Source organism: Paraglaciecola sp. (assembly GCF_030730205.1).
In the GTDB taxonomy this organism is placed as follows: domain Bacteria; phylum Pseudomonadota; class Gammaproteobacteria; order Enterobacterales; family Alteromonadaceae; genus Paraglaciecola.
On the sequence record NZ_JANQVQ010000182.1, the window covers coordinates 1 to 13,109 of the forward strand.

The following is a 13,109-nucleotide window of genomic DNA, read 5'->3' on the forward strand; positions in this document are numbered from 1 at the left end:
AGCTATTTATTTGCTTGTAAGTGAACGTTACGCATGGCGCGTCCTGAAGGGTCAGCATTGCCTTTAAAGCTTGCGTCCCACTCTAAGGCTTCAACTGTACTACAAGCAATTGACTTGCCGCTGGGAACGCATTTTGCTGCAGTTTCTTGCGGGAAGAAACCTTCAAAAATGGTGCGATAGTAATACCCTTCTTTGGTATCAGGCGTATTTACCGGGAAACGAAAAGCAGCAGAGGCCATTTGTTGATCGCTCACTTGGGTTTCAACAAATTCTTTTAAAGAATCAATCCAAGAATAACCAACGCCGTCACTGAACTGCTCTTTTTGACGCCACAAAATTTCTGCAGGTAAATATTCGTTATTATCGAAGGCTTTACGTAAGACCCATTTTTCCATTTTGCCATCAAGACACATCTTATCTTGCGGGTTAAGGCGCATTGCCACGTCCATAAATTCTTTATCTAAAAACGGTACACGGCCCTCAACACCCCAAGCTGAGGTTGATTTGTTGGCACGAGCACAGTCAAACATATGTAAACGTTTCAGTTTACGAATCGTTTCTTCATGGAATTCTTTTGCATTGGGCGCTTTGTGGAAATACAAATATCCCCCAAAAATTTCGTCAGCACCTTCACCAGATAGTACCATTTTAATACCCATGGCTTTGATCTTACGACTCATCAAATACATGGGCGTAGAAGCTCGGATGGTGGTCGTGTCATAAGTTTCAATGTGATAGATGACATCACGAATTGCATCAAGGCCTTCTTGCACCGTGAAGTGTACTTCGTGGTGGACAGTCCCTATCATGTTGGCCACTTTTTGTGCCGCGATAAGATCAGGCGCGCCTTCAAGGCCCACAGCAAAAGAGTGTAATCGAGGCCACCATGCATCAGATTTGTCTTCGTCTTCAACCCGTTTAGCGACGTATTTAGCCGCTACGGCGGATACCAATGACGAATCTAAACCACCAGACAATAATACACCGTAAGGCACATCAGACATTAAATGTGATTTAACGGCTTTTTCAAAAGCCACTTTTAAATCATCCAGATTAGTTGGGTTATTCTTAACGTTTTCGTAATCCATCCAATCACGTTTGTAGTATTCGGTTAACTGCCCGTTTTTGCTCCACAGGTAATGCCCAGGTGGAAACTCTTGTACTGTTTTACACACCGGTACAAGGGCTTTCATTTCAGAGGCGACATATAAGTTACCGTGTTCATCATAACCGGTATACAGCGGAATAATTCCCATATGGTCACGGGCAATTAAGTAGGCATCTTGCTCTTCATCATATAAAACAAAGGCAAACATACCTTCAAGTTCGTCAATAAAATCGACACCTTTTTGCTGATACAAAGGCAAAATAACCTCACAGTCAGATTTGGTTCTGAACTCATAAGGTGTCGCTAAGTTTTTCTCGAGGGTTTTGTGATTATAAATTTCACCATTTACCGCAAGTACTTGGTTATTATTTCGGCTGATTAAAGGTTGAGCACCTGTATCGACGTCGACGATGGCCAAACGTTCGTGACACAAAATGGCATTATTATTATTCCAGATACCTGACCAATCAGGGCCGCGATGACGCAGCAATTTGGAAAGCTCTAACGCTTGTGTTCTAAGATCTGCTACATCAGTTTTGATGCCCAGAATGCCGAAAATACCACACATAAAAAAGTTTCTCTTGAGTTGCGGGTTAGAAGATATAGCTGGTTACATTGGCGGATAACGCTGAATGAACCCCTCGGTTCGCGTGAAGTAGTTTGCTGTTGCTCTTGCTTGCGCGTCATTGAATTTGCCAGCCTGAGCGAAAAAAGCAAGTGGAAACTGTAATTTTTTTACACTAGCTAATTATTGCAAAGTATAACGCCAGTGAATTGCTGCTTTTATCAACGATTTTGCGCCTAACAAGGCAAGGTTACTAACCTTACCTTGTTAGTGACTTAAGATGCCTGATTATTTATTACGTTGAAATTCACTACTAGGACTCCACTTTGGCCAGTCAGTAGAATTTCCAATCAAGTAACCCACTTCAAATAGCAGTTGGCTGTCTTCAACGATGCCACTGAGATCCCAATTTTCTCGGTATTGATCGCACACTTGGTGATAACAGCCAGTCACGATGACATTAGTACGTTTGCGATACTTAGCGGTTGCTTCGTCAATAGGTTCGTTGCCGCCCTTGGCGTAAAGAGCAGGCACACCTTGCTGAGCAAAACTGAAATGGTCTGAGCGAAAATACGCGCCCGCTTCAGGTCGACTTTCTTCCACTAACCTTCGATTCTGACGCAGGGCAGCTTTAGACAAATAATTTTCAAGTTCTGATTTTCCCATTCCTACTACGGCCACGTCTTTGGTGCGACCTAATACGCTTAGGGCGTCCATGTTCAGGTTAGCAACCGTCTTATTCAGCGGGATAATGGGGTGTTCAGCATAATATTTTGAGCCCAATAATCCTTGTTCTTCAGCAGTGACAAACAAAAAGCTAATAGAGCGTTTGGGTTTAATCGACAAAGAGGAGTAAGCCTTGGCTAGTGCTAAGTTTGCCGCTACACCGGTGGCATTATCGTGGGCACCGTTATAGATTTGATCACCTTCCTTACTGCTGTCTTTGCCCAAATGATCCCAGTGAGCACTATAAATAATATGTTCTTCTGGGCTGACTGAGCCAGGTAATGTGGCCAGTACGTTATAACTGGTGGATTTTTTTAAAGTGTTTTCGATGGTCACCGAGGCGTTAAGTGCCAGCGCTTTATGGTAAGGGCCTTGGATGGCCAAGGCTTTTTGTTGGCTAAAATCAAGCCCTGCGTCAGCAAAAACTTTCTGCGCCGCCTCAAGGCTCAGCCAGCCCTCGACGGCCACTCGGCTTGCATTGGCATCTTGAGTAACAAGTCCGTATTGCGCGCCGCTCCAACTGTTTGCGACCACCGACCATCCGTAGGACGCGGGTGCTGATTCATGAACGATAAGTGCTGCTGCGGCGCCTTGACGACTGGCTTCTTCATATTTATAAGTCCAGCGACCATAATAGGTCATGGTAAGACCTTGGAATTTACCACTCTCTGGATTTTCAAAGCCGGGGTCATTCACGAGGATCACAACGGTTTTACCGCTTACATCAATACCTTCGTAGTCATTCCATCCATATTCTGGTGCGTTAACCCCATATCCGACAAAGACCAATTCAGAGTCTTTCAGCTCAACCGTGTTTTTTTCACGTTTAGAGGACACCACCATATCTTGTTTATAAGCAAATTGCTTGTCACCAATGTGTAAGTTCATGTCAGGTTTAGCGGTGATTTCGACTAATTCAACGGCTTGTAAGTAGCTGTCGCCGTTACCGGGTTGTAAACCCATGGCTTTCAGTTCAGCGCTTAAATAGTCTAAGGTTAATTTTTCACCTTTACTGGTGGGGGAGCGCCCTTCAAACTCATCAGAAGCTAAGGTTTTTATGTGGGTTTTGATATCGTCGCTGTTGATGCTTTCGTATACCGCGATGAAGTTGTCGGTTTGTTCAGTGACGGTCGTCGCTTGCTTTGAACACCCTGCAGCAAGTAGCACCGCTACTATGCCCAAAAGAGGCGTTTTGTCGTAAAGTTTCATAGTTTACTCTTGTAGTTATAATGACATCTCATTATAAAGCCTTCTATCTAATGACTTAAACAGTTTATTTACGCTATGAATTCAAACTGGCTGGCGCCTTTTTCTTCCCACCAATCATCTTTACCCTTTAAAAAATTAAGCGAGTTGTTTGATTTTGCCCAATTTACTACATGGCCAAACGCTGCAGGACTAAACCGACTGAAACGGCAATCAAAGGCTGATGTTAATCATAGCCCTGATTTTATCTGCCAGTCACAATTGGGTAATAACGAAGACTATTACGAGCAATACATTTTCAACCACCACCGCATACCCACTCGGCCCGACAACTGGCATGACTTTTTTAATGGCCTGATTTGGCTTCAGTTTCCTCAGACTAAACGCTTGCTTAATCAGTTGCACATAGAGGATATCACCCAATTTGGTTTGCATCCGCGTAGCCACAGACGCAATAAGTTAACGCATTTTGATGAATGTGGTGTTGTGTTAGCGATTGAGTGCGGTCAGCATGAAAACGCAATACAAGGGCGCATGCCTGAGCTATTGCGGCAACACGAATGGCGGCAGGTGTTCGTTGATAATCGCCGGCAGTGGGGCGCTACTATTCATAGCTTTATGTTTGGGCACGCCAATTTAGAAATGCTATTGCAACCTTTTATTGGTCTTACCGGAAAATGGTTGAGTGTTGAAGTGCCGTCTGGTTTTGGTGATTTGTCAGGATTTGAACAGCTGGCTCTAACAGACCAGCTATTGTGTAAAAAAATCACAGATGAGAATGTATTTGCTCAGAAAAATGGTTTGTTTCCTCTGCCACTTTTAGGTATTCCTGACGTGACAGAGGCAAGCGAAGATCCACGCTACTATGACAACAACGACTATTTTAGGCCGCGCTCAAAATATCATGGTAAGTAACCAAATCCCCCAAATAATGGCGTAAGGGGCGATTGCTATCACGGTGATGCGCTGCTTTGATAGTTGTGTCCACTGCGCTAAACCTACCGTGGTTAAATACATATACCAGAAATGCTCTATGCGAATTGACTGACATAAACCGTACCACGCAGAGCTCATCTCAATTGATAGAAAATAAGCGATGGAAGTGGGGTGCACCGCAGTTGGCAACATCTGATTACTCTCACTTAGTGCTATTGCTAATAAGCCCAATATGCTCACAAATACGGTGGGCAAACTTACCCACCAACAAAAGCCATACCAATCGGTAAATCCTTCTACACATTCTTCATCCGCTTTCGCACAAAAATTGAGGTACAAGGCCAATATCACGTTAGCAATAATCAGGGATAACGCCGCGCCAAACGTCCCGCTCCACAATAAGACTTCTTTGTTTAAACTCTGCCTAATGACATTTTGTTCGCTAGGGCTGATATTGGCCGCGGTAGTTTGTACCATCAGCTCACGATACCAATCGATATCAACGGTCGAGAAATAATAAAGCTCGGGTAAAACCGCAACGCTTATAATCAGTAAAAATGGGATCCATGACCAGTTATGGGTCATACGTACCTTGGCAAATACGCCATTGGGTTTCAGCAAAATATTAAAGCAAGCTTGAAAAGGATTATTCACAGATTCCATTTGTTATTCTCATTGTTATTAAAAACATCGTATTGACGTTTATTTACTACTTAAACACAGCTAGTCATTAGGATAGGATTATTGTTACATAGATTATTTTACTTTCGTGAGTAATAAATTCAATCTGTCGCTGACTATAGAAAGTCGATTACCTCAACAGGGAAAATGGAATGATAGAAATAAAAAATTTGGCTAAAAAATTCAAAATAGAAAATCCCAAAAAGCTCAGTGAACAAGAAAAGAAAGATCCCCGTCTCGTTGGTCGCTTTTTCCATTCGGTACTTGATGTATCGTTTAAATGTGAAAAAGGCCAAGTACTGGGCTTGCTTGGCCCTAATGGTGCCGGTAAAACCACGACCTTACGCATGCTATCGACTGCATTGAAACCCGACTCAGGAAGTTTGGCTATTAATGGCATCAATGTCTTAACGACCCCCTTATTGGCTCGACAAAAAATTGGTTTTTTATCGGGTTCAACGGGCTTATACGGTCGATTGACCGGTCGTGAAAACATCGAATATTTTGGGCAGTTGCACGGTCTGTCAGCCAGTAAAACAGCACAGCGTATTGAAGAATTAGCGGATTTACTTGATTTACATAGCTTTTTAGACAGACGGTGCGAAAACTTTTCTACCGGGATGAAACAAAAAACGGCGATTGCTAGAGCGGTGGTGCATGAACCTGAAGTGGTGATTCTTGATGAGCCCACCACGGGGCTCGACATTATGGCAACGCAGACGGTACTTGAATTTATAAGACGATTAAAAGCGCAAGGTACCCCTGTTATTTTTTCAACCCATCATTTAGATGAAGTTGATGAACTGTGTGACAAAGTGGTGGTTATCGACAAAGGTCGCACGATGTTTGATGGTGAAACCGCAGCGTTTAGAGCATTGGCAGACGGATCATTACATCAGGCATTTATGGCAAGCATCAGCCAAAGCACCGCACAGGTTTAAGGAGAGAATTATGTGGTTAGTATTTTTAAAAGAGCTAAAAGAGTTGTTACGAGATAAGAAAACCTTGTTTTTTATGATTGCCTTGCCTCTGTTAATTTTTCCACTGATTTTTGGTGGTGTGGCCTTTGTAACCAAACAAGCCATCGAAAAAGCAGAAACCAAGGTACTTAAATATGCCATGGTAGGCGCTGAATATGCCCCGGTTATTGTTGATCACCTGCAGCAACCTGATAAATTTGAGTTGGTTGATATTGGCGCAGAAACCGATTACGCCACTTTAATTCGCAATGAAACTATCGATTTTGTGCTGATTATTCCCAATTCCTACAATTCTGATGTGTTGTCAGCAGGCCAATCTACGATTCAACTGTATTTAAATGATGCAGGGTTGAATTTGGTATATAAGCGAGTCAATGAAATTGTAAAAGAGCAATCTGATCGTTTCCAGCTTGAAGCGTTTTCGACTCTTGGTCTTGAAGCGAGTCAACAACAAGCCTTACTTGAACCCATCGTTTTAGAAAAAGTCAATACGGCAGATGACAGAGAAAATTGGGGCGAAAAGATTGGCGGTATGTTGCCGTATTTATTATTTATTTTGTGTCTGCAAGGTGCGATGTTTCCTGCTACCGATATTGGCGCGGGTGAAAAAGAACGTGGCACCCTAGAAACCTTGTTAATTTCGCCAATAGATCGTAACAAAATAGTCTTTGGTAAATTTTTCACTATTGCCTTTGCCGGTACCATGACAGCGCTGATAACCGTGGTGAGTATGGCGGGCTGGGGCTTGGTCCTGAGTCAAGGCATGGCCGTTAAGTTTGTCGCTGATTTTATGGGCCAAATTGGCGTGCTGGACTTTATTTTAATCTTTTTAATGTTAGTACCTGTCGTCGCTATTTTTGCGGCGGTACTGTTAAGTATTTCGATTTACGCCAAAAGTTTTAAAGAAGCACAAAGTTATATGGGGCCGTTAGTCATCTTTGTGATTATTCCGGTTATTTTAGCCTTGCTACCTGGGGTAGAACTCAAGGGTGGATGGGCATGGGTGCCTTTAACTAACGTTGCACTTGCGATGAAAGAGTTAGTAAAAGGCACCATGGACTATTTCCAATTAATCGCTATTTTTGGCTCGACGGTACTTATTGCCGGCGCTTTGATAGCATTTTGTGTGTACTGGTTTAAACAGGAAAAAGTCCTGTTTAGATAATAGTAGACACCAAATATCAAGCGAGGTGTGTTGAACGTCGCAAAATGCTTATTAAAAAATAAAGCCGCTGTGGTGCTACCACAACGGCTTTTTTGTTAAGCCTAGACCGCTATTCAGTCAAACATGCCTTGTTGCTGTCGAAACCTCGGAGGCAAAGAAAAACGCTTTAAGGGCTGCTGAGGAAAGAGCCTATTAAAATCGTGGATAAATGCTTCAGCTAACCAGGGGGCATCTTGGTTATCGGGCATATGAAAAAATAAGCTCGGAGATTTACCCTCGTCTAGCCATTGTTTGAGTTTGTGTAACCAAGGTTGATAGAAAGGTTTAGATTGTTCAATATCTACCCCGCCCACAAAGCGCACAATCGGCCGCTGACCTGTCGCCACAACATGGGTGGGTAGACGCGGTTTTTTTTCTTGTACCTCACGGATTAAACTAGCTTGCTTGGCGTTGAGAGCGTGAGTATTACAGGCAAAAAGTGCCCGGGTGTCCATAATGATCCGGTCAGCATTAAAGCCTTGTAATAGCTGGTTTAGATGGCGTTCACTGTCACCTTTGGCAAAAAAATCCGGATGTCTGACTTCAACAGCAATCTTAAATTGTGTTGGGATCACAGCCAAAAAAGACGCAAGGGCATCAAGCGACGCAGGGTTAAAACTTGCAGGTAATTGCAACATCAGTGAGCCAAGTTTATCCTTTAACACGCTAAAGTGAATCAAGGCCTGCTCGACTAACTTATGACTCTGGCTTAAGTTTCCTTGATGGCTAATAGTACTTGGAAATTTTAAGGTAAACTTAAAATTTTGGGGTACTGACTTTGCCCATCTTTCTAAGGTGACGACATCCGGTAGATGATAAAAACTACTATTCCCTTCTACACTGTTAAAGTACTGACTGTACGCGACTAATGAATTGGCTTGTGCTGATTTTGTGGGGTAAATATGGCCAAACCAAGATGGGTGGGTCCAAATAGGGCAGCCAATATAACAGTGATTCATTGGTACTTTACTTGTTTGAGCTATTACCCCTCACGTTATTAAAAAGTGAGGGGTAATATTAGGTGGTTAAAGTTTAATAATATTATTGCCTGTATCGCGATCAATAAACCGAACAAAAGGATCAATCCCCGCGTAGGTCGGTAAGGTATCGACGGTCATTTCAATGATGGTTTCGCCACTTTTTATACGCTGAGTGTGTGCATGAATTACTTCATTCTCAACACTATAATCATTGGGATCATGACTAAAAAGAGCAATCTCCACTTCTTGATCAAAGTCTTGCTCAGTCTCTTGACCTTTGCCGTCAGCGCTAAACTGCGTAGCTGAAACCGTCAGTGTGACCTTGAATCTTCCGTCAGCCAAGGTTTCAACGGCTACTTGATTGGCCCGCAGATCATAAATAGTGATTTGCGCAAATAGTTCCTGAATCACACTTTGTTGCTCAGCACTTGCGTCGGCATTTAAATAACGCAGTAAATCTAGGGTAGTGGGATAAAGATCAGTTCTGAATTTAAACTCAGCAAGTAACTGACTCAGGGCTGAATTGATGTATGCTTCGCCCAATTTATGCTCCAGCGCCATCATGACAATAGAGCCCTTTTGATAGTGGATGTACTGCTGATTTTCTGAGCGCATCAAAGGCATTTCTTCTAGTGGTTCAGTGGCACGGCCACGTAAATATCGATCGAGCTCGTAGGTTAAAAACTGGCGTAAGCGGGTTTCACCGTATTTCTGCTTCATCACCATCAATGCACTGTATTGCGACAAGGTCTCTGACAAAATCGCACTACCTTGCACATTAGCAGCATTGAGTTGATGGCCCCACCATTGATGTGCCACTTCATGGGCAGTCACATAATAAACCGGATCAATGTCTTTTGGATCCCGTAAGTCGCTGGTAAAGCCAATGTCCTCAGAATAGGGAACGGTGTTAGCAAAACTTTGCGCGAAACCGCGATAACCTGGAAACTCGATAATACGTAATTGCTTGTGTTGATAAGGGCCAAACGCCGCCTGGAAATAATCGAGCGAATCTTTACTTGATTCAATCATTCTATCGATGTTCCAAGCATGACTTGCATGGTAGTAAACTTCGATATCAACGCCTTTGTATCGCTCTTTTTTACTTTCTAGCTTAGCTGACATAATGCTAAAAAAGTTAACCATTGGCGCATCCATTTCATAGCGAAAATAGTTGCGGCCCTTATCTTGCCACTCTTTTTTCAAATACCCAGGCGCAATAGCAAATTGATCGGCGCTGGTGGATAGGGTTGCACTGAAATCAATAAACTCGACGCCAGGACCAAAAAAGCTTTCTTGGTAGTGGCTGCTGTCTTCTAAGTCGTAGGCACGTTTTAGGGGCTCGAGATCCCGCTTACGCCTTTCGTGTCGATCGTTGATCCGGGCGTCTGAGCGAAAGCCAAAGCTAGGAAACAATGCAAAATTATCAATAAAGGTCCCGTTTTTTACCAGAGTAGGGTCTTCTGATGAATTCTTAAAGCCATGATGTTCACGCACCACACTTAATTCTCCGGCGCGTTCTTCACCTGGTTGCAAGGGCTGAGTAAATTCAAACCACGCGGTGTTGAATTTTTCGTTAACTTCTTGCAGCGTGCCACCGTCGATAATGACTTTTTCATCTCGGCTATGCTCAGGTAAGTTAACCAAAAAGCGTGATATTGCTTCGTCACTGTGGTTGCTAAGTTTAATCGCTGCTTTGGCCTCAATGCGGCGCAGCTCTGGAAAGATATCCACGCTTGCATCTACGGTAGTTATGCTTGGAATAGCAGCCAGTTCATATTTGCCGTAGGTTTTCTCATAATCAGCCCGTATGTCTAAGCTCTCATCACTGGTGACGAAGTGATTAACAACCTTGGTGTTGTAGTGTATCCACCCACCACATGCGATGAATATCAACAAAGCACTGATCCCAACGGCTCGGCCTGGTTTGCCCAGTTGATAGCTTAATTGGCTAAAGCGTTGTTTCAGACTATTGCTTGGTCCCCGTTGCCATAGTCCAAAGCTCAGTACACCAAGCACAACTGCCAAAGCAGTCCAGTACAGCATGAACCACTGCTGAGTTTGTAAAAACCAGCCATAGCCATTTAAATCTGAGTACTGCAGTAAGGGGGCTTCACCAAAATTAAACATGTTGTGTTCTATGCCTAATTGGCTAAAGGCCAAGGTGACAAAGAAATAGCCGACAAATAGCAACATGCCTACGTATTTATTGGGACTTAGAGCTTGAAAGAAAAAAGCCAATACCGCTAATAAACAAAAGGGCAGGGCATTAAAATACAGTAAGCTTACGATATATTGCCCCAGCTCAATATGACCGTAGCCATGCAGAATTTGATTGGCAATCGCGCAGACCGCGCCAAACAAAAACAACGACAAAATAACTAAAATAACCGCGATTAATTTTGATAACCAAAACGTGAGGTTATTGACAGGCATGCTGTCGACAATATCACCCATTCCTACGGTTCGCTCGCGCCATACAATTTCGGCACTGTAATAGGTGATCACAATAATCAGCATCAAAGAAAACGAGCCGGTAATTAAACTCACTAACGTTTGAGTCAGAGGCCAGTTGGGGGTGCCATACATGCCTGATATTTGGAAAAAGTTAGCGATAAGTTGAAAGCCTGAAAACAACAACAGGATAAGAAATGCAGGGCTGAAAAACACCTGTTTTATTTCAAAAACAGTACGCGTTAAAAACTGTCCTAGGTTATTGCCCCCCACGCTTTTGTGGCGAAAGTTTTGGTTAAGTACCGCAATTTCTGTTGCGCTGACTTTGCCGGCTTTTTTGGTTTTAGTTTGTGGGAGTTTGAAAGGTTTGAATAGTCCGCCGCCCACTATTAATAGTGTCGCACCAATACCTATCCACAGTAAACGGTTTTGCAAGACAAAGCCGTCAAACGCTGGCAGTAAGCTATTCTTCTCGAAAGCCGTCCAATAGCGGGAATATTCACCGAAGGTGTTTAAACCAAAGGGGTCTATAAGAGCACGAATAGCGCGCTGGTCAGGTTCGTCAAACACTTGACCGGCAATCACATAAGCGATAAATAAACCCAGGGCAGCTAAATAAACTGACATGGTGCTTTTGGTTTGTTGGGCAACGGCATAAAACAAACTTGCCAATACAAAAAGTGTGGTGGCTGAAAATATCGCAAACGGTGCTAAATAAAGGCCAACGCTATTTGAGCCCAATCGTTCAGCATCTAACCAGGGCATGATACTGCCAAAAAATAGGCCAAGTGGCACCATGGCAAACACTGCTAAACAGATTAAATAAGCCCCTAAAAACCGCCCTAAGTTATAAGGCAAGGGCTTGATCGGTTTAGTGGATATAATTTCAGACATCAAGGTGATGTCATTGCGAGTGGCAGTATTGGCGACAAAATTAACCACCATAAACATCCCAAATACCCCTAAGATCAAGATACTTTGGGTAACAGCATAGGGGCTGTTAAACAGCACATTACCGCCAGAGCCGATTTGTACCTGATCAACCACCATGGCTAAAAAGGGCAATAAAAAGAACACCAAACAGGTGACGATAAACGAAGGTTGACGTACAAAGTACCGCCACTCAAATTTAAGCATTGAAAATAACATGAGTGGCTCCCTATGCGACGTTGGCAGAACGAGAGCGATGTAAGGTGGAAAAGTACACATCTTCTAAGGTGGCAGGTGTACTTTCAAAACCCTCGGGAGCCTCATTAGCCACTACATTTAGTACGGTTTTTCCGGCAAATAAGCGTTTTGATATCACCGGCAACTGGCTTTCAAGTTCAGTGGCTTCGTCAAGGGATACCACCTTACGCCAAATCTGTCCGTTGAGCTTCGCAGTGACGTCTAATGGGTTGCCTTCTAGTAATATTTGGCCATTACCTAAAACCGCCATCCTTGGGCAAAGCTCTGATACATCATCAACAATATGAGTGGATAAGATCACCACTTTTTGTTCACCCAAACTCACCAGTAGATTGTGAAAACGGTTTCGCTCCTCTGGATCAAGCCCAGCGGTAGGTTCATCTACAATTAACAAATCGGGGTCGCCTAACAACGCTTGGGCAATTCCAAAGCGCTGACGCATACCACCTGAAAAACCACTTACGGCTTTTTTGCGATGTTGAAATAAATTAACGTGAGCAAGCAAACCATCTACTGCTTCTCGGCGCAGCGCGCTGTTACTCATGCCTTTTAATATGGCTAAATGGTCAAGTAAATCATAAGCACTAATACGCGGGTAAACACCGAAGTCCTGAGGCAAATAGCCAAGGCGTTGCCGTAGCTCATTTGGCTGAGTTAATACATCAATATTGTCGAAGGTCAACGCTCCGCTATCTGGTTGTTGTAGTGTTGCTATAGTGCGCATGAGGCTAGATTTGCCTGCGCCATTTGGCCCTAACAAGCCAAACATGCCTTTAGGAATAGCGAGGTTGACACCATTAAGCGCTTTCACACCATTGGCATAGGTTTTAGTAATGTTGACAATATTGAGCATCGTAAAATCCCTGTTTGCTTTTCGTTTTAATGCTCAGAGTAACAGGAGGACGGGATGGGGTAAATAGCCCTTAAAAACGTGGTGGATCTGGTTAAGTTATTGAAATAATTAATAATAAACTACCCAAGCTCAGTGAGGTAATATTTACTTACCAAAACAAATAACAAAGCTAAGAATTCGTTTATTCACTTTAATCGCATGCCACAGTCAGCAACAACGTTGCCAAAA

9 protein-coding genes are annotated in these 13,109 nt (G+C 43.2%); 3 read left to right on the forward strand and 6 right to left on the reverse strand.

Translation table 11 applies throughout. The features are described 5' to 3' along the window. Positions 1–2: 2 nt before the first annotated feature. Both asnB and NWQ57_RS12445 read right to left on the reverse strand, forming a co-directional pair. Positions 3–1,676 carry an asparagine synthase B gene (gene asnB / locus NWQ57_RS12440; RefSeq protein ID WP_306022470.1) on the reverse strand — a complete coding sequence of 558 codons (1,674 nt, stop codon included), beginning with the start codon at positions 1,674–1,676 and terminating at the stop codon, positions 3–5. Positions 1,677–1,961: 285 nt separating this feature from the next. After that, positions 1,962–3,608 carry a M28 family metallopeptidase gene (locus NWQ57_RS12445; protein ID WP_306022471.1) on the reverse strand — a complete coding sequence of 549 codons (1,647 nt, stop codon included), beginning with the start codon at positions 3,606–3,608 and terminating at the stop codon, positions 1,962–1,964. 75 nt (positions 3,609–3,683) lie between these two features. On the opposite strand from NWQ57_RS12445, the gene NWQ57_RS12450 reads away from it, so the two are divergent. Then, a complete protein-coding gene (locus NWQ57_RS12450) occupies positions 3,684–4,520 on the forward strand; it encodes a DUF3025 domain-containing protein (protein WP_306022472.1) in 837 nt (278 codons plus the stop codon). Here NWQ57_RS12450 and NWQ57_RS12455 read toward each other — a convergent pair. Next, complete coding sequence (locus NWQ57_RS12455) at positions 4,500–5,204, reverse strand: YIP1 family protein (RefSeq protein ID WP_306022473.1); 705 nt, start codon at positions 5,202–5,204, stop codon at positions 4,500–4,502. The two genes, NWQ57_RS12450 and NWQ57_RS12455, sit on opposite strands and share 21 nt — an antisense overlap. A gap of 170 nt (positions 5,205–5,374) precedes the next feature. On the opposite strand from NWQ57_RS12455, the gene NWQ57_RS12460 reads away from it, so the two are divergent. Both NWQ57_RS12460 and NWQ57_RS12465 read left to right on the forward strand, forming a co-directional pair. Next, positions 5,375–6,163: an ATP-binding cassette domain-containing protein gene (locus NWQ57_RS12460; protein WP_306022474.1), complete on the forward strand. Its 789-nt coding sequence runs from the start codon at positions 5,375–5,377 to the stop codon at positions 6,161–6,163. 10 nt (positions 6,164–6,173) lie between these two features. Beyond that, positions 6,174–7,367, forward strand: a complete 1,194-nt coding sequence (locus NWQ57_RS12465; protein ID WP_306022475.1) for an ABC transporter permease — start codon at positions 6,174–6,176, stop codon at positions 7,365–7,367. Positions 7,368–7,480: 113 nt separating this feature from the next. On the opposite strand, the gene NWQ57_RS12470 is transcribed toward NWQ57_RS12465, so the two are convergent. From NWQ57_RS12470 to NWQ57_RS12480, 3 genes are all read right to left on the reverse strand, one after another. Beyond that, complete coding sequence (locus NWQ57_RS12470; protein ID WP_306022476.1) at positions 7,481–8,365, reverse strand: DUF72 domain-containing protein; 885 nt, start codon at positions 8,363–8,365, stop codon at positions 7,481–7,483. Positions 8,366–8,431: 66 nt separating this feature from the next. Then, positions 8,432–11,989: a M1 family aminopeptidase gene (locus NWQ57_RS12475; protein WP_306022477.1), complete on the reverse strand. Its 3,558-nt coding sequence runs from the start codon at positions 11,987–11,989 to the stop codon at positions 8,432–8,434. 10 nt (positions 11,990–11,999) lie between these two features. After that, the gene (locus NWQ57_RS12480) at positions 12,000–12,881 is read right to left on the reverse strand and encodes an ABC transporter ATP-binding protein (RefSeq protein WP_306022478.1); all 882 of its coding nucleotides are present in this window, start codon (positions 12,879–12,881) and stop codon (positions 12,000–12,002) included. Between the last annotated feature and the right edge of the window lie 228 nt (positions 12,882–13,109).